This is a genomic window from Actinoplanes sp. NPDC026670 (genome assembly GCF_040638175.1).
Lineage (GTDB): Bacteria > Actinomycetota > Actinomycetes > Mycobacteriales > Micromonosporaceae > Actinoplanes.
The window spans coordinates 1-15,794 of sequence record NZ_JBEZXU010000056.1; the positions used below are offsets into that span (position 1 = coordinate 1).

Annotated in this window: 18 protein-coding genes; 3 read left to right on the forward strand and 15 right to left on the reverse strand. The window is 69.8% G+C overall.

Annotation, left to right across the window (positions count from 1 at the left end; translation table 11 throughout):
* Positions 1-294 precede the first annotated feature (294 nt).
* Positions 295-1,116 carry an ATP-binding cassette domain-containing protein gene (locus AB0E94_RS38425; RefSeq protein WP_360336716.1) on the forward strand — a complete coding sequence of 274 codons (822 nt, stop codon included), beginning with the start codon at positions 295-297 and terminating at the stop codon, positions 1,114-1,116.
* Between the two features lie 16 nt (positions 1,117-1,132).
* Positions 1,133-1,753, forward strand: a complete 621-nt coding sequence (locus tag AB0E94_RS38430; RefSeq protein ID WP_360336718.1) for a neocarzinostatin apoprotein domain-containing protein — start codon at positions 1,133-1,135, stop codon at positions 1,751-1,753.
* 89 nt (positions 1,754-1,842) lie between these two features.
* Here the strand turns inward: AB0E94_RS38430 and AB0E94_RS38435 are convergent, their stop codons facing one another.
* The 12 genes from AB0E94_RS38435 to AB0E94_RS38490 all read right to left on the reverse strand — a co-directional run bounded on the left by AB0E94_RS38435 (position 1,843) and on the right by AB0E94_RS38490 (position 11,982).
* Positions 1,843-2,583, reverse strand: a complete 741-nt coding sequence (locus AB0E94_RS38435) for a hypothetical protein (RefSeq protein ID WP_360336720.1) — start codon at positions 2,581-2,583, stop codon at positions 1,843-1,845.
* Between the two features lie 161 nt (positions 2,584-2,744).
* Entirely contained in the window at positions 2,745-2,972 is a 228-nt protein-coding gene (locus AB0E94_RS38440; RefSeq protein ID WP_360336722.1) for a hypothetical protein, read from the reverse strand.
* The gene (locus AB0E94_RS38445; protein ID WP_360336724.1) at positions 2,969-3,151 is read right to left on the reverse strand and encodes a hypothetical protein; all 183 of its coding nucleotides are present in this window, start codon (positions 3,149-3,151) and stop codon (positions 2,969-2,971) included. Before AB0E94_RS38445 ends, AB0E94_RS38440 begins: the two co-directional genes overlap by 4 nt.
* Before the next feature lie 61 nt (positions 3,152-3,212).
* Positions 3,213-3,956 (reverse strand): arylmalonate decarboxylase, encoded by a 744-nt coding sequence (locus AB0E94_RS38450; protein ID WP_360336726.1) that lies wholly within the window; start codon positions 3,954-3,956, stop codon positions 3,213-3,215.
* Positions 3,953-4,597 carry a hypothetical protein gene (locus AB0E94_RS38455; RefSeq protein ID WP_360336728.1) on the reverse strand — a complete coding sequence of 215 codons (645 nt, stop codon included), beginning with the start codon at positions 4,595-4,597 and terminating at the stop codon, positions 3,953-3,955. Before AB0E94_RS38455 ends, AB0E94_RS38450 begins: the two co-directional genes overlap by 4 nt.
* Complete coding sequence (locus tag AB0E94_RS38460) at positions 4,597-5,352, reverse strand: SDR family oxidoreductase (protein WP_360336730.1); 756 nt, start codon at positions 5,350-5,352, stop codon at positions 4,597-4,599. The genes AB0E94_RS38455 and AB0E94_RS38460 overlap by 1 nt, the downstream gene beginning before the upstream one ends.
* On the reverse strand, positions 5,349-6,269 hold the full coding sequence (locus AB0E94_RS38465) for a hypothetical protein (RefSeq protein ID WP_360336732.1): 921 nt from the start codon (positions 6,267-6,269) through the stop codon (positions 5,349-5,351). Before AB0E94_RS38465 ends, AB0E94_RS38460 begins: the two co-directional genes overlap by 4 nt.
* Positions 6,262-6,948 carry a hypothetical protein gene (locus AB0E94_RS38470; protein ID WP_360336734.1) on the reverse strand — a complete coding sequence of 229 codons (687 nt, stop codon included), beginning with the start codon at positions 6,946-6,948 and terminating at the stop codon, positions 6,262-6,264. Before AB0E94_RS38470 ends, AB0E94_RS38465 begins: the two co-directional genes overlap by 8 nt.
* Positions 6,945-8,141: an aromatic ring-hydroxylating dioxygenase subunit alpha gene (locus AB0E94_RS38475; protein ID WP_360336736.1), complete on the reverse strand. Its 1,197-nt coding sequence runs from the start codon at positions 8,139-8,141 to the stop codon at positions 6,945-6,947. Before AB0E94_RS38475 ends, AB0E94_RS38470 begins: the two co-directional genes overlap by 4 nt.
* 5 nt (positions 8,142-8,146) lie before the next feature.
* Entirely contained in the window at positions 8,147-9,235 is a 1,089-nt protein-coding gene (locus AB0E94_RS38480; RefSeq protein WP_360336738.1) for a dienelactone hydrolase family protein, read from the reverse strand.
* Positions 9,232-10,044, reverse strand: coding sequence for an oxidoreductase (locus AB0E94_RS38485; protein ID WP_360336740.1), 813 nt, complete (start codon positions 10,042-10,044; stop codon positions 9,232-9,234). Before AB0E94_RS38485 ends, AB0E94_RS38480 begins: the two co-directional genes overlap by 4 nt.
* Before the next feature lie 225 nt (positions 10,045-10,269).
* Positions 10,270-11,982, reverse strand: coding sequence for a nitrilase-related carbon-nitrogen hydrolase (locus AB0E94_RS38490; RefSeq protein WP_360336742.1), 1,713 nt, complete (start codon positions 11,980-11,982; stop codon positions 10,270-10,272).
* A 107-nt stretch (positions 11,983-12,089) separates the two neighbouring features.
* Between AB0E94_RS38490 and AB0E94_RS38495 the strand changes: the two genes are divergently transcribed.
* Positions 12,090-12,368, forward strand: coding sequence for a Dabb family protein (locus AB0E94_RS38495; RefSeq protein WP_360336851.1), 279 nt, complete (start codon positions 12,090-12,092; stop codon positions 12,366-12,368).
* A gap of 95 nt (positions 12,369-12,463) precedes the next feature.
* On the opposite strand, the gene AB0E94_RS38500 is transcribed toward AB0E94_RS38495, so the two are convergent.
* The 3 genes from AB0E94_RS38500 to AB0E94_RS38510 form a co-directional block, all read right to left on the reverse strand.
* Entirely contained in the window at positions 12,464-13,237 is a 774-nt protein-coding gene (locus AB0E94_RS38500) for a hypothetical protein (protein ID WP_360336744.1), read from the reverse strand.
* 101 nt (positions 13,238-13,338) lie between these two features.
* Positions 13,339-14,130, reverse strand: coding sequence for a hypothetical protein (locus AB0E94_RS38505; protein ID WP_360336746.1), 792 nt, complete (start codon positions 14,128-14,130; stop codon positions 13,339-13,341).
* 119 nt (positions 14,131-14,249) lie between these two features.
* A complete protein-coding gene (locus AB0E94_RS38510) occupies positions 14,250-15,713 on the reverse strand; it encodes an aldehyde dehydrogenase family protein (RefSeq protein ID WP_360336748.1) in 1,464 nt (487 codons plus the stop codon).
* Positions 15,714-15,794: the final 81 nt, after the last annotated feature.

Here is a 15,794-nt window from a genome sequence, read left to right on the forward strand (position 1 = left end):
CTGGAAAACGCCCCGGATACCAGTGGTGAGCGACGGCTGGCGGACCGGGTCCGGTCCCGGCTCGCCGGCCGGCCACCGGCCGCCGGTTCGGCGGGCGAGCCCGCCACGACCGCCAGCCGTCGCTCAGCGATGGAAAGCGCCCCCGATGACCATGGTGAGCGACGGCCGGCGGTCTTGGCGGCGTGGGATGAGGGCGTTCCGGATAGCACCGGGGGCGGGGTGGATGCCTCTTTCGCTGGGCGGAGCACGTCGGCCGTACCGAAGGATGGTCCTCGTTTGTGGAACATCGGCCGGTTGCCGGCCGAACCGCTGGCGCCCGGGGCGTCTTTCGCGCCGTTGCTGGAGGTCAGTGGGGTCCGGCGGTCGTTCGGTGGGGTGCGCGCCGTGCAGGATGCCACGTTCACCGTCACTGAGGGTGAGATCGTCGGGATCATCGGGCCGAACGGCGCCGGTAAGACGACGCTCTTCGAGATCCTCGCCGGATTCACCGCAGCCGACGGCGGTGTGGTCCGTTACCAGGGGAGACCGGTCACATCGTGGACTCCGGAGCGGCGGGCCCGGTCGGGTCTGGTGCGATCGTTCCAGGATGCCAGGCTGTTCCCGGCGATGACGGTCCGTGAGAACGTGATGGTCGCCGCCGAGGCCGGCGCCCCGGTCCGTCTCGGACTCGACATGATCGGCGACGACCGTTCCGAGGCCGCGAAGACGGCCGGCGCCGACGCCGCCCTGCACGCCATGGGCCTCGGCTGGCTGGCCGGGCGGCCGGTCGGGGAGCTCTCCACCGGCACCCGCCGCGTCGTCGAGCTGTGCTGCCTGCTCACCCTGCGCCCCCGGCTGCTGCTGCTCGACGAGCCGTCGTCGGGTCTCACCCAGGCCGACGGGAAGGCGCTCGGCGACCTGATGCTGCGGGTCCGCGCCGAGCTCGGCACCACGATCCTCGTCATCGAACACGACCTGCCACTGCTGTCCCGGGTCGCCGACCGGCTGATCGCCATGGACGCCGGAACGGTGATCGCGCAGGGGCCGCCGGACCAGGTCCGTAACCATCCCGCGGTCGTCCTGTCCTACCTCGGCACCGACGCGGCTGCCGTGGCCCGGTCCGGAGACCCTTCCTGATATGGAGGTTCCATCGATGGTCCTTGACACGTTCTGGAGAAGGCTGGCCGCTGCGGCCGCCTCCGGCCTGATCGGTGCGGGCGCCGTGCTGTTCGTGCAGCCGGCCCCGGCGCTGGCCGCGGCGAAACTGCACGTCTCCAAGACCAGCGGCATCGCCGACGGCGAGAAGATCACCGTCTACGGCACCGGGTTCACTCCCGGCCTCACCGATCTGGCGCTCGGCCAGTGCGTCAAGAACCCGGCGACCGCCACCGACTGCAATCTGACCGGCGGCGCCGAGTTCGTCTCCACCGACACGTCCGGCAAGACGAAGACCCTGACCCTGACCATCCAGAAGTCGTTCACCGGCAAGAGCTGCGACAACGGATGCGTGGTGGCGGCACAGCTGCTGCCGTCCAGTCACACCGCGGCCGAGGTCGCGGCCAACAAGGTCCAGGTCACGATCAAATTCGCTTCGGGTACGTCCACGGCCACCGCGACTGCGACCGCGGACGACTCGGATGCCCTGCCGAAGACCGGTCCCGGCCAGGAGTGGGCGACGGTGGTGCTGATCGGCAGCGCTCTGCTGCTGCCCGGAGCGGGTCTGCTGCTCCTGCTCCCGGCGGCCCGGCGCCGGCGGGTCGCGAGTTTCCGGTAGCCGCGTTCCGCCCACTCCGGCGGGCGGAACGGTTCAGGGGTGTGGGGCCGGCTTGCGCGGGGCAGGGTCCCACACCCCCGATCCGTGCCTTACTTGCCCAGGCTGGCCTGGTCGATGACCTGGTCCGCGGCCGGGGCCACGATGCCGTCGAACTTGGCGCCGAACTCGCTGAACGTGACGCCCTCGCCGGTGGCGGACGGGCCGATGCGCACCGGGTACGGCTCGCCGACGGTCGCGACGAACAGCAGGGACTCGGCGTCGCCGGAGTCCTTCAGGGTGATCACCGGCTGCTCGCCGACCTTGGTCGCCTCACCCTTGGACAGGGTGCCGGTCGGCTTCAGCAGCTCGTTCACGTCGGCCGCCGCGAACAGGCCGCTGACCTGGTCTTTCGCCGGCACCAGAACCCACTTGCCACCGGTCGCCGCGGCCATCGTCTTGGCCTGCTCGGGACCTGCGAGCAGCGCCCAGAAACCCTCGGACGGCTTCATGTACTGCTTGCCGCCGACCGACAGGATCTCGACGTCGGCGTCCTTGGCCATCGACATCTTGCCGGTGAAGTCCGAGCCGGAGACCTTGAAGTCCAGCGACATGGTCTCGCCGTCGGTCGTGGCCGAACCGGCGATGTGGAACGAACCGGCCTTGGTCAGGGCCTCCTTGGCCTTCGCCAGGATCTCGTCGGCGGTCAGCGCCGCCACCCCGTTGTCGGCCGGCGCCTGCGAGGCCGCGGTCCCGCCCTTCGACTCGGTGCTGTCGGAACCGCCGCAGCCGGAGAGCAGCATGCCGGCGGCGGCCAGGGCAGCGAGGCCGGCCCGGAAGGCAATCTTCGTCATCGATCTTCTCTCAAATACCGCGGCGTGGACCCCCGCGCCGCGCGGAATCATTCTGAGCTCGGAAACCTATCGGCGGAGCACAACGAATCGATTACCTTTATGCGGCGATTACAAGGCATATCTCATGGTAGGCGGCGGGTTACCCGACGTCACAGGTGACCTCAGTCGGACAGCTCGTCGTAGGTGACGACGTCGGCCTTCGCCGGCCGCTTGATCACCGGGAGCGCGGCGTCGAACTCGGTGATGGTGGCGTTCGACGTCGCGGTGGTCCAGTACCTCGGGTGGCGCTTGCCGGTGGTCAGGATTCCGGCCCGCCATTTCGGGTCGGTCCGGCTGGTCAGGTTGACCCAGGAGTCGGCGCCCGTACCGGAGACTCTGCCCTTGATCAACGTGCCTGCGCCAGGGCCTGCTCCTCAGCCGGCGCCGCCGGGCTTGCGGACGCGGCGGGAGCCGCGCCGGCGGCCGCGCTCGGGGCGGCCGGTGGAGCGGGCCGCGGTGACTCCGCGGCCCCGCATCCGGCCAGCAGCAACGCGGACACCGCCAGCGCGGCGCCGATGCGCGTCGACACGATCGTCATCGTTCCCCCGTCATGATCACTTGAGTGATCCGACTCTATCGACGGGGGCAAATCAGTATTCGCGCAGCAGGGAGCCCGCCCCGTACACCTTGTCCTTGATGCCGTTCTCGCGCAGCGCCATCCACCAGGTCGCCGCATTGATCGCGATCACCGGCTTGCCGAGCCAGCGTTCCGCCTCGTCGGCCAGCCGGACCATGGACAGGTTGGTGCCGCACTGGACGATCGCGTCGACGTCGGGGGCGTTGACGTTGAGGATCGCGGCACGCAACTCGTCCTCGGTGACGTGTGCGATGGACACCGCGGTCGGGCACTTCAGGCCCTCGATGGCGGTCACCTCGAAGCCGATCTCACCGAAGAACCGGACCACGTTGGCGTCACCGACCGGCTGGTACGGGGTGACCACCCCGATCCGGCGGGCTCCGTAGAGTTTCAGCGCCCGTTCGCACGCCTCCGCGCCGGTGGCCACCTCGAGCCCGGTGATCTCCTTGATCTGGGCCACGAACTCGCGGTTGCCCTCGACGCCGCCCCAGAACGTCTCGGCCGACATGCCCATCACCATGTAGTCGGGTTCGCAGGTCAGCACCCGCTCGCAGGCGAAGCCGATCTCACCGCGGATCTGGACCAGCAGGTTCTCGAAGTTCGCGTCGTCGGACAGGTCCTGGTTGCGGATGTGGATGCGGGAGAAGTGCGAGGTCACGCCGGGTACGGCCATCGCGTAGAAGTCGGGTTCGACGATCGTGTTGGTGGACGGGGCGATGACGCCGAACTTGCGGCGCCAGCCGAGGGCGTCGGTCATGAGGAGGCTCCAACGAGTACGGGGCGGGTGGTGGCCCGGAGGGTGAGCCAGGCCGCGACCAGCAGGCAGCCCTGGGCCGCGGTGTTGATCGACTGCTCCAGCCACTGGAAGGCGAGGGTGTGGTGCTCGTCGGACGAACGCAGCGGCACCAGCCCCATCACCAGGACCAGCCCGAGCGCGTAGAGGCTGACCGCCCACCACTGTCTGTGCCGGCCGGCGACGACGGCCCCGAGCACACTGACCGCGGTGACGCCGAGGGTGGCCGCCACGAACAGCGGGTTCAGGCTGCCGGACAGCAGCGCGCCGGCCACGCAGAGCGCGAAGGTCAGCGCGAACGGCCAGAAGTGGGTCCTCCGCCCGCGTCGCACGGTGACCGCGAGGGACCACGACAGCAGGGTGGCGCCCGCCGCCATCAGCGGGAACAGCGACTGTTCGAGCAGCGTCCAGTCGCCGGCGCCGGCGGCGTACCCCAGTTTCCAGAGGCATTTGGCGAAGCCGCCGGCGCCGATCAGGATCGCGCCGGCGAGGCCGGCCTTCTGCGCGGCTGCGGTCGGCGCGGTCCGGCCGAGCAGGGCGAAACCGATGGACCCGAAGATGACCGGTACGAAGTCCTCGACCGCCAGGATGATCGGATAGTCCATCAGGAGTCCCCGAAGAGGTCACGCTTGCGGAACGCGGCGGTGGCGAACCGGTAGGCGGCTTTCGGACCGGTCAGCCAGGCGACCCGGCCACCGTTCCTCGTGCCGGCCAGGACCTTCGCCGCGAGCCACGGGGTGACCGTCTCGACCCGGTCGGCCAGGATGTTGAAGATCTTCTTGGCCTTCTCCAGCTCGGCCGGGTCGTAGTCCTGGAGCAGCAGGTCGGTGACGACCATGCCGGGGGAGAGCAGGGCGACCTTGACCGGGGTGTCCTTGAGCTCCTTGGCCATCGCGAGGGTGGCGTAGGTGAGGGCTCGTTTGGTCGCGCCGTAGGGGGTCAGGCCGGGAACGATCTGGCCGTTGGAGCCGAGGCCCTCCATGTTCCAGAGCGTGCCGTGGCCCTGGGCGAGCATCGCTTCCAGCACGACCGCGCTGGCCTGGAGTGTTCCCTCCAGGTTGAGCCCGACGACACTGGAGATCTCGGCGGGGTCGAGCTCCCACAGCGGCTTCCGCGAGTTGGACATCCCGGCATTGTTGACCCAGATATCGACTTTTCCGAATTTGTCGACCGCGGCGTCCCAGAGCTTGCCGACGTCCGCCCGATTTGTCACGTCGGCGGCCACTGCGAGAGTGCCGGGAATCTCGTCCGCAGGGAGCGTCCGCCCGCAGTAGGCCACCGAAGCACCCTGGGCGAGGAACGCATCGACCAGGCCCCGCCCGATCCCGCGCGTCCCACCGGTCACCACGACGACGGTCATGAGGTCCACTCCAGAAGGCCGTGCAGCACCGAGTCCAGGTTGCCGCCGTGGAACAGCTCGTAGACCACGGCGAGTTGCCTACCGGCCGACATCCCCGGCGCGGCGTCGATCGAGAACTCCCGCGCCTTGACCTTCCAGACGTCGGTGAAGTGCAGCGACTGGAACGACGCCCGCCCGAACCCGACCGCGTTGCCCCACGCGTCAGGCCCCTCGAAGAACAGCCGGTTGCCGTCGCGCCGGGTCTCGGTGGTGAACGTCCGGTCCAGCCCGGCCCCCTGCCAGGACACCGTGCGCCGGGTCCGCAGCAGGTCGACCGGGTCGAGAGCGAGGGACGCCTCGACCGTGCCGCGCAGTTTCTGGTCGGCGCCCCACAGCTCCAGCGAACCGGTGAACGCCCCGGCCTGCTTGGTCGGCAGGATGTACGGCACCGGCCCGTTCCGCGTCTCCGCCTCGATCAGGTCCGCCACGAGTGACGGGGTGCGCGTGTAGAGGCCGTTGAAACAGCCGACCACCGCCCAGCCCTGGTAGAGCACCGACGAGTAGACCTGCGTCTCGCCGTCCGGCAGGACCTGGTTCCAGGTGTTCAGGTCGACCTGCCAGCCCGGGCCGTAGTAGTGCGAGTCGACGAACGACCCGTACGGCTGCCCGGTCCCGAAGAAGTCCGGCCCGGTGTAGACCCGGTTCGAGTCGGAGTCGATCACCCCGAACGAGAACGGCGCGCCGAGCCGGAACTGCCCGGCCAGTGGGCCACCCCCGATCAAACCCCCATCCATCCGGTACGTGGTGACGCCGTCCACGTACTCCGAGGATCGTCTGATCTCCTCGAATCCGCACCACGTGCCGTTGTGGTCGAACAGCGACGGCCGTCCGTGCCACTCGCCGGCGATGCGTTTCTGCCAGACGGACGGCTCAGTCATTGCTCACCAGGGCCAGGCGCACCGATTCGCTCTGCTCCTCGCCGAGCAGCCGGACCGTCTGCTTCCACACCGGATCGATCTCCGGGCTGAACAGCAGCTCCCGGTGGGCGGCGTCACGGTCCGCGGTGCCGGCCGCCTCGACGCCCTTCTCGACCAGCGCCGCCCAGTGTTCGAGGTAGGCGTCGACGGCGTCGCCGATGCCCTCGAAGGCGGCCTGAGTCGCCCGGTTGACCAGCATCCAGGGCGACATGAGCGCGTACTGGCGCGGGGTCAGGTGGGCCGGGGACAGGCCCTCGCGCTCGGAAACGGATGAGTACAGGGAGGTCAGCGGCTCGTAGACGGTGTCCAGGTAGGACAGCGACGTGGCCAGGTCGATCCGCGGGATCAGGTCGAGGTGGAACGCGTAGTTGTCCCCGTTGGCCACCGAGTCCAGCGTGAAGTGCGGGACGCCGGAGTCCGGCGCGGTGAACGCGAAGATCATGTGGCTGTCCAGCCCGATCGGCGGGACGACCAGCGAGACGTTGACGACCTTCACGACCGGTCCGTCGCCGCGCCACACCCGGATCCGGCCGACCGGGCCCATGGCGGAGGTCAGCTCCCGGTCCTCGTCGAGCGAGACCACGAAGCGGGCGAGGATCCTGTCGAGCGTGGTGTCGGAGAGGGCGGCGGGCAGGCTCATTTGGTTTCCTCTTCCTCTGCACCCATCAGGCGGGACGCGGCGACGGTCGGGTGTTCGCCGCGGGCCTTGTGCACCCAGGCGCGGGACAGTTCCGGGCTCTCCCGGCGGGCCGGCGACGGGATCACGGTCGCCGTCCGGCGCGGCACGTCACCGGTGATGAAGTCGTCCTCGTTGAGCAGCCAGCCCTTGTCGGCGAGTTCCTGGCGGCGGCGCCGGTACTCGACCGCGATGATGTCGCTCTTGATGTGCAACTCGGCGCCCAGGTCGAACGGCAGCAACTCGGGCCGGACCTTGTTCACCACCTCGGCGTCCTCGTAGAAGATGCGCATGGTGCGGTTGATGGCGTCCTTGTTGGCCCACGTGCCGGTGAAGAAGGTGCGCAGCGCGACCCACTTGACCAGCGTGGTCGTCTCGTCGATCGGGATGTTGGTGTCGTAGATGATCATGTCGCCGATCGGCAGCCGCACATGCAGCTTGATCATGTTGGGCAGCATCCAGCCGGCCGACGTGGTGACCGGCGGCCGCTTCTTCAGGTCGTTGCCGACCAGCCGGCCGAACTTGCCCCACAGCCCGGACGGCTTCGGCGGGTGCAGATCGACGGTGGCGAACGCCGACCACTCGTCCGGGTGCTCGACCTCGTAGTCGGGGACCTGCGGCATGTCCGGGTTGCCGAACCGGCCGGCGTGCACGAACGGCGCGTGTGCGATGTCGCAGCCGTTCTCCAGGATCCGCTCGTAGTTGGCCTTCCACAGGAACTCGCCGGTCACCGTGCGGAACTTGCCGCCGTTCTCCACCAGGTCGTCGAATTCCGGCCAGACCGGCATCGGCGGACGCTCTTCCTCCGGAAGATCACCCATGAAGACCCAGACAAAACCATACTTTTCTTGTACGGGGTACGAGTCGACGCGTGCCTTCTTCGGGATGCCCCGCCCCGGGAGGTTCGCCGGGATCTTCACGCAGGCGCCGTCCGGTTCGTACTCCCACCCGTGGTACGGGCAGACGATCTTGTCGTCGTTGAGCCAGCCGCCGGACAGCGCGGCGCCCCGGTGCACGCACAGGTCGCTCAGCGCCACCACCCGGCCCTGCTTGGGGGTGCGGTAGACGACGAGATACTGGCCGAGCACCGTGATCCGGGCCGGTTTGGTGGTGACCTTGTCGGAGAACTCCACCGCGTACCAGAAGTTCTTGAGCATGGCAGCTACCTCCGCCGCATTCCGGCGATGTCAGGGTTTTTCAAGGCTTTGTGCAAAGCGCCGGAGTCCGCTCCGCGCAGGTGGGTGTCGAGGAACGCCGCGGTGACGTCCACGAGAGCGGCCCGGGTGGCCGCGGGGTCGGTGGTGGCGGCGAGGTCGAGGAACGCGCGGGCCGCGGTGTCGTCGACCGGGTGCACGATTCCGAAGTGGTTCGCCCCGGCGAAGGTGACCTGCACGTTCGCGCCGTCCGCGGTGGGCAGCGCCTCGTCGAAGGTCCGGCTGATCGGGTCCCTGCGGGTCGCCGCCTCCTCGCCGTAGCGGTCGGCCGAGCCGTTGATGACGCCGTCGTTCTCGCCGTTCATCAGCAGCACCGGGCAGTCCACCTGCGCGGGCAGCACCGTGCCGGCCGGCCAGCCCAGCATGGTCGCCACCATGGTGTGCGTGCCGTAGGCGGCCACCGCCTTGACCTCGGGGAAGAACCGGGCGCTCTGCAGGATGACGGTGCCACCGGCGGAATGGCCGATCAGCGCCACGTTGTCGAGATCCAGGAGCCCTTCGACCGGGCCGGTGATCTCCCGCAGCGCGTTGATCACGGCGGGCACCGACGGGGTGGTGGCCCGCGTTCCGTAGGCGTCCGGTTTCGCGGCGGCCAGCTCGACCCCGGGCGTGATGCCCTTCAGGCCGCCGAACAGCTCACCCACCCAGTCGTAGGTGACGGCGACGTAGCCACGCGAGGCGAGTTCGACGGCCAGCCACCGGTAGGCCTCCTGGCCCACGTTGACGCCGGAGACGATGATCGCCACCGGGTACGGCGCCTGTGCCGGGTCGGCCGGGAAGACGCCGGAGAGCCGTTCCGCGTCCGAGCCGGTCGGCTTCGACGGATAGAAGACCCGCAGGTGCGCGGTGTCGAACGGCGCCTCGGCCCCGGGAATCGCAGCCGCCCACCAAACCGAACGAACCGTCGTGTGCCCCGCTGCCGCCCGGCCGGCGTCGTGCCCCTCGGCCGCCCGGGCATCTTCGTGCCCCTCGGCCGTCCGGGCATCTTCGTGCCCCTCAGCCGCCCCGGTAGTGCCCTGCCCCGCTGTCGTGGTCATCGTTTTTCTCCGGCCCGCGGGAGCTGACGGTCGCCGCCCCACAGGGCCCGGACCAGCTTGTTCGTGGTCTCCTCGCCGAAGAACCGGACGCCCATCACGTTCGCCGGGTCCCGCTCGGCGATGTTGCGCCGGATCGTCTCGTCGGTCCGGGCGAGCGCGGCCTGCTCGTCGGCCGGCACCGGCTCGGCCTCGTCGACCCAGCGCAGCCAGCGGTCCACGTGCGCGTGCGCCCGCTGCGACACGATCTCCAGGTTGCGCTGCGAACGCTCGAACGAATAGCAGTATGCCGTCGGCGACAGACTGGCCCGGATGAACCCGGCCCGGCTCACGAAGTACTCGAACTCCGGGTCGGACCGCAGTTCCAGCCACTCCTCGTCGAGGCCGGCGTAGTACTTGTCGAAGTAGTCGGCGTCCTCGACCATGTTGGTCCGCGGCACCGAGTCCAGGTAGAACCATCCACCCGGCCACACCAGCAGGGCGATGCCCAGGTGCGGCACCCTGACCTGCGGGCCGAGCCAGGCGGTCAGGTGCAGATTGGCGAAACTGGCGCCCGGGTTGCCGATCCACGAGTGGACCATCCAGTCGATCTCCGGCCCGGCGTACGCCTCCAGTGATCCACCGGGCCCGTCCGGGTAGGTGCCGTAGGTCTGCAACTCCAGCGTCGACGGGTCGCGCGTCAGCTCGAACCGGGCGTCGATCTTCGCCTTCAAATCGGCGAGCAACTGCCGGTAGTAGTTGAACGTGTCGTGCACGTCGATGACCGGCGAGTTGTCGACCATGTCCTCTACGTGCTGGATCGTCTCGGCCACTATGTGCACCCTTCGTTATCGAATCAATGCGTCAAGTCGAGTCAATGCGTTCGTCGAGTCAACGCATCAAGTCGATGCGTCAAGTCGAGTCAATGCGTGGACCAGGTCCCTGCCCGGTCAGCGGGTCTATGCGTGGATCAAGTCGATGCGTGATCTGCGGGTCTACGCGTGGATCAAGTTGATGCGTGATCTGCGGGTCAATGCCTGGAACAGGTCCATGCCCGGTCAGCGGATCAAGGCGTCGACCAGTCGCCATGGGCGGCCGTCGACGAGGTCGGTGTTGCGCGAGACCAGCCGGTTCGCTGCTTGGGCGGGTGCGACCTCGGCGGCGCCGTAGGCCGCACCGGCCGGGATGTCGGTGCGGACCGGAGTGGAGATCCGCCCGGTGAACGGCCCCTCCCATTTGGTCCAGAGCGTGAAGTCGGGAGTCATCGCGAGGATCGCCGCGGGCTGGCCGAGCGGGGTGGCGACGACCAGGTTGAGCCGGTTCTCGGCGGCGCGTTCGGGCAGGCCGAGGGCGAGCTCCCAGTCCTCCTGCGCGTCGTAGGGGACCGCCACCACGTCGGCGTCCAGCAGTGCCGCCAGCCGGAACGTCTCCGGATACAGCGCGTCGTCACCGGCGATCACCGCGAGGCGCCCCCATTCCAGGTCGACCGGGACCACCTCGGTGCCCGGCCCGCCATGGATCCGCGGTTGCCGGGCGACGACGCCGTCCGCCCCGATCACGACACCCTCACCGTCGATCACGGTGACCACATGCGCCCCGCTCCCCGCCAGCACCCCCGAAATAGCGTGGCAACGTGCGGCGCAATCCGAACCAGAGGTCACCACGCCGCCGCCGCCCGAGTTCGCGTGGTGAGGTGTGGCTCGATCTGGACCGGAGGTCGGCACGCTGGTGTCGGCCGGGTTCGCGTGGTGAGGTGCGGCTTGATCCGGACCGTAGGTCGGCACGCTGTCGGTTGCGGGGAGCACGATCAGCTGCGCGCCCTTTGCCACCGCTTCGCTCAGGAGCGCGATGTCGCGGACCACGGCCACCGGCAGTGACGGGGCGCCGGGTGGGCGCTGCCGTCCTACCGGTGCGGCGCCGATCGGGCCGTACAGCGCGGGGCGGCGGGACGCGAAGATGTCCGTACCGTCCGGTCGCCGTTTGTCGTCGGCCTGCACCGGGTCGATGTCGGCGACGATCACGGCCTCGCCGGTGCGGGGGGCCTTGGCGACCACCGTTCCGTCGGGGGCGACGATCTGCGACTCGCCCGCCCCGTGCAGCCACTCCGGTGGCACCCCGAGCCGGGCAGCGATCGCCGGCAGCTCGTCGCGGGGCAGCAGCGGACCGACCTTGTTGGCCGCCACCACCCACACCTTGTTCTCCGCGGCGCGCACCGGGATGTGCAGGTCGGCCTCGTCCAGAGCGAAGCTGTTCAAGCTGTTCAGCAGCACCTGGGCGCCGCGCAGGGCGAGCCCGCGGGCCACCTCGTTGAGCACGCCCTCCATGCAGGCGTACATCCCGATCCGGCCGAGCGGCGTGTCCACCACCGGGCCGACCGTGGCGCCGGGCTCCAGGAAGTCGTTCTCGGCGCCCATCAGGGTCTGCTTGTCGCAGGTCCCGACGATCTCGCCGGCCGGGTCGAACAGGAAGTTCGTGCCGCCGGTGGTCCCGTCCGGGTGGGCGTGCGTGAGGTTGATCTTGATCCAGATGCCGTGCCGGCGGGCCCGCTCGGCGATGGCGGTCAGGAATTCGTCACCGGGCCGGGTCGCCCGCTCGTGCGCCTGGGCGCGGGACGCGTACCAGGAAAGATGGTTGCAGAACTCGGGCAGGACCACGAGTTGCGCTCGCTGCTCGGCGGCGGCGTCGATGACGCGCAGGCAGGCGGCGAGATTTTCCGCGACGTCCTGGCCGGCCTCGATCTGGGCGGCGGCGACGCGTACAGCACCGGGCATCCGGTTCCCCCTAGCGAAACGGCGTTTCCCAAAACTACACTCGGGTGCCGCTTAGCAACAGGGGTTATCTCGATGGCAAAGATATTTTTGAGGAGCACAGGGTGCTTGTGCACGTCGTTCTGATGAAGTTTTCGGATGCCGGGGATGCTGCCGAGGCCCGGACGCGCCTGGAGAAGCTGGCCGGGGCGGTTCCGGCGATCCGTTCCCTCCGTGTCCACCTCGACGAGCTGCACACCGAAGTGTCCTGGCACCTGCACCTCGTGACCACCCACCAGGACGCCGATGATCTCCGGGCATATCAGCAGCATCCGGCACATCTCGAACTCGGCGCCTGGCTCCGCCCGCTCCTGACCTCCCGAGCTGTCGTCGACTACACGGAGAACTGACCAACACGGAGAACTGACCAACGCCGAGAACTGACTGCGCCGAGAACTGAAACGCCGGCGGGGCCGGCCGAGATCGCGACCGGCCCCGGTTCAGTTCAGGCGCCGAGGAGCCGGTACAGGGTGGCGGTGGCCTTCTTCGCCTTCGGCGCGGACACCTTCTTGACGGCGCCGAACTTGTCGTACGTGGCGGTGCACGACTTCGCATCCGGCGGGCTGAGCTTGAAGCTCGTCGTGGTCCCGGTGGCCTCGTCGACGATCGCCTCGAACGGCACGGCCTTCGCCCGGTCGCCGAGCTTGGTCATGGTGGTGACCGGCAGGATCCGTTCGTCCTGCGGGATCCTGGTCATGTCGACCGTCCCGGTGAACTTCGTGCCGTCCTGGGACACGTTCGACGCCACCGAGGCGAGACCGCCGACTCCGAGCGGGTCGAGGATCTTGGGGCCGTAGACCAGCATCTGCCGGGACGCCTCGCCGACCTTTGCCGGATCGACCTTGTGCCAGCCCTTCGGGACGCCGTTGGCGGCGTGCAGTGACGCCGGTTTGAAGGCGATGCTGAAGAAGGACTTGTCCTCGCCGATCAGGAGATAGCTCATCGTGACCGAGCCCACTCGCGGAACCGTCGCGGTGGTCGATGCCCGGGCTGCCTTCGCCGCCGGGTCGACCACTCCGGAGATGGTCCCCACGCACGCGCCCTTGGTGGCGAACGCGAAGGCCGGCGTTGCCTCATCCGGGGCCGCGGCCACCAGCTTGCCGACCGGGGTGGCGGCCGCGGCCGCGTCGACGGCGGCTTCCGCGATCCCGCAGGCGGCGGCTCCGAGGCTGAGGGCGGTGACAGCGGCCAGGCCGGCGACGCGTCGGTAGAGGCGCAAGGGTGGCTCCGGGGGAGTCGGTCTCACTGGACGCCGCAAATCATATTTTTTGCCGTGTACGCCTACCAGCCCGCGAAAATCCTGTCAATGCTGGCCGTTCGTCAGCTACTCAGGATTTCGTAGATCTTCTCCTCGGCCTCTTCGCTGCGATCCGTTGCCACCGGCGCGGCCGGGGTGGCCGCCTTGCCGTAGTCGGTGAACGCGATCCGGCACGTGCCACCGGCCTTCCCACCGCCGGCCGGGATCTGGGTGGTCAGCGCGGACAGCCGGCCCCCGGCGTCGACGCTCGCGGTGAACGGCACCGACGTCGCGGCCTCGCCCAGCGCCGTCACCTGCTCGGCGCTGAGCAGCATCGGGTCGGTCACCTTGGTGAGATCGAGGGTTCCGGAGTATCTCCGGTTCCCGGCCCGGGCCACCCCGGCCGCGTTCGCCAGCAGGTCCCCGGCCCCGACCGGATCCGTCCCGCCGCCGTCCGCCTCGATCCGGAACGACTCGACCCGCTCCGGATCGAACGCCACCCACCCGTCCGGGATGCCGAGCTGCTCGCCGATCGCGGCCGGTTCCAGGCGCAGCCGGATCCAGGTCTCCTCGCCCAGCACCAGGAACCCCATGCTGATGCTGCTGCCGGCTTCCGGCCCGTCCATGGTGATCGTCAGCTGGAAGGCCTCCCCGGCGATGTCGGCCACACCTTCGGCGCGCATGCAGGACCCACCGCCGCCGATGGTGAACCGGTAGGCGGGCGCACCCGCACCGGGCACCGATCGCAGCAGTTCCTCGGCGGGCCCGAGCGCCGGGTCGGCGAGCTCCGACTCGTCGATCGGTGGCTCCAGCCAGGCGCACCCACCCAGCAGCAGCGCCACGGCGAACGCGGCGGTCCCACGTCCCAGCTTCATGATCCGCTCCCGCTTCGTGGTGGTGTCCGGCTGGCTCTGGTGGGGACCGCGAACCGTGACCGGGCCGGGCGGCAGCCCTCTCTTCTGCGCCCGGGCGGTCACGGTTCGCGGCGTCTACATCAGCCCGCCGGGTACGCCGACGGGCCACCCGAGACCGGCCCGGCGCCCGGACGGAACGCGGCCGGCGCATGGATCACGCAGGTCTGGACGTACTCGGCGAGGCCCTCGCCGGCGTATTCGCGGCCCCAGCCGGAGCGCTTCACACCGCCGAACGGGGCGCGCAGGCTCATGCCGGTGCGGTTGTGCGTGTTGACGAACGTGAAACCGGCCTCGAACCGCCGCGCGAACGCGAACGCCCGCTCCTCGTCGGCGCTCCACACCGAGGCGCCGAGGCCGAGCTCGCCGGCGTTCGCGGCGGCCAGCACCTGTTCCTCGGAGGTGTAGCCGAGCACCGGCACGATCGGCGCGAACTGTTCCGCGGCGACGAGAGGCGACGCCGGATCGGGGCCGGCCACCAGCGCCGGCCGGACGAAGTAGCCGGTCTCCGGATCGCCGTCGAACCGGCCGAGGTCGTGCACGGTCCCGCCGCCGGAAAGCGCCGGGAGGGCAGGGCCGCCGCGCAGGGTGATGGCGGCTCGCTGGGCGGCGGCCGAGATCACCGGGCCCATGGTCACGCCGTCGGCGAGCGGGTCGCCGGTGACCAGGACCCGGCCGGCGGCGGCCAGGTAGGCCTCGACGAACGAGTCCAGCCGGGACGCCGGGACGTAGAGCCGTTTCGCCGCCATGCACACCTGGCCGCTGGTCGCGAAACTCGCCATCACCAGCCGGTCGACGGTGTCGTCGTCGAACGGGGCGTCGTCCAGGAACACCGCCGGGTCGTTGCCGCCCAGCTCCAGGACCGACGGGGTGAGCCGGTCCCCGGCGAGCGCGGCGACCGCCCGGCCGCCCGGCGAGCCGCCGGTGAACGCGACCTTGCGGACGAGTTCGTGCCCGACCAGCGCCGCTCCCGTGTCGGCGCTGCCGTGCACGACCCGGACCGGCGCCTCGAACAGCGCGATCACCCGGGAGACGGTCAGCGGCGCGAGCGGCGACGGTTTGACGACGACCGCGTTCCCGGCCGCGAGGGCCGGGGCGAGCTTCAGCACCGTGAGGATGACCGGCGCGTTCCATGGCGTGATCGCGGCGACCACCCCGTAGGGTCTGCGCTGCTCGACGATCCGGCCGAGTTCGTCGTCGACGACCCGGTCGGCGTAGGCGGCGGGCGCGTGCTCGGCCACCCACCGCAGGTAGCGGACCGCGAAGCCGATCTCGCCACGGCAGTCCCCGATCACCTTGCCGGACTCGCGGGCGAGGAGGGTGGCCAGTTCCTCGACGGCGTCCTCGATCGCCACGGCGGCCCGGCTCAACACCGCGAGTCGCTCCGGCAACTCCCGGGTGGCCCATTTCCGCTGCTCAGCGTCCGCTTCGCGGACGATCTCCGAGACCGCTGCCGCCGGCGTCTCAGCCACCACCCCGACGATTTCGGTGGTACGGGCGGGGTTCTCCCGGGCGATGACCCCCGCCCCGCCGATCGGAGTACTCATCGGGAAATCCCCAGGCGCGTGCCGGTGTCCGCCCGGCCACGGGGCGCGATGCCCGTACCGCCGCGGGGTTTGAGGAGAGAC

Bases quoted from the DNA above. Each gene is read 5' to 3' on its own strand.
- AB0E94_RS38430 (WP_360336718.1), top strand. From the start codon at position 1,133: ATGGTCCTTGACACGTTCTGGAGAAGGCTGGCCGCTGCGGCCGCCTCC.
- AB0E94_RS38435 (WP_360336720.1), bottom strand. From the start codon at position 2,583: ATGACGAAGATTGCCTTCCGGGCCGGCCTCGCTGCCCTGGCCGCCGCC.
- AB0E94_RS38450 (WP_360336726.1), bottom strand. From the start codon at position 3,956: ATGACCGACGCCCTCGGCTGGCGCCGCAAGTTCGGCGTCATCGCCCCG.
- AB0E94_RS38455 (WP_360336728.1), bottom strand. From the start codon at position 4,597: ATGGACTATCCGATCATCCTGGCGGTCGAGGACTTCGTACCGGTCATC.
- AB0E94_RS38460 (WP_360336730.1), bottom strand. From the start codon at position 5,352: ATGACCGTCGTCGTGGTGACCGGTGGGACGCGCGGGATCGGGCGGGGC.
- AB0E94_RS38465 (WP_360336732.1), bottom strand. From the start codon at position 6,269: ATGACTGAGCCGTCCGTCTGGCAGAAACGCATCGCCGGCGAGTGGCAC.
- AB0E94_RS38470 (WP_360336734.1), bottom strand. From the start codon at position 6,948: ATGAGCCTGCCCGCCGCCCTCTCCGACACCACGCTCGACAGGATCCTC.
- AB0E94_RS38475 (WP_360336736.1), bottom strand. From the start codon at position 8,141: ATGCTCAAGAACTTCTGGTACGCGGTGGAGTTCTCCGACAAGGTCACC.
- AB0E94_RS38480 (WP_360336738.1), bottom strand. From the start codon at position 9,235: ATGACCACGACAGCGGGGCAGGGCACTACCGGGGCGGCTGAGGGGCAC.
- AB0E94_RS38490 (WP_360336742.1), bottom strand. From the start codon at position 11,982: ATGCCCGGTGCTGTACGCGTCGCCGCCGCCCAGATCGAGGCCGGCCAG.
- AB0E94_RS38505 (WP_360336746.1), bottom strand. From the start codon at position 14,130: ATGAAGCTGGGACGTGGGACCGCCGCGTTCGCCGTGGCGCTGCTGCTG.
- AB0E94_RS38510 (WP_360336748.1), bottom strand. From the start codon at position 15,713: ATGAGTACTCCGATCGGCGGGGCGGGGGTCATCGCCCGGGAGAACCCC.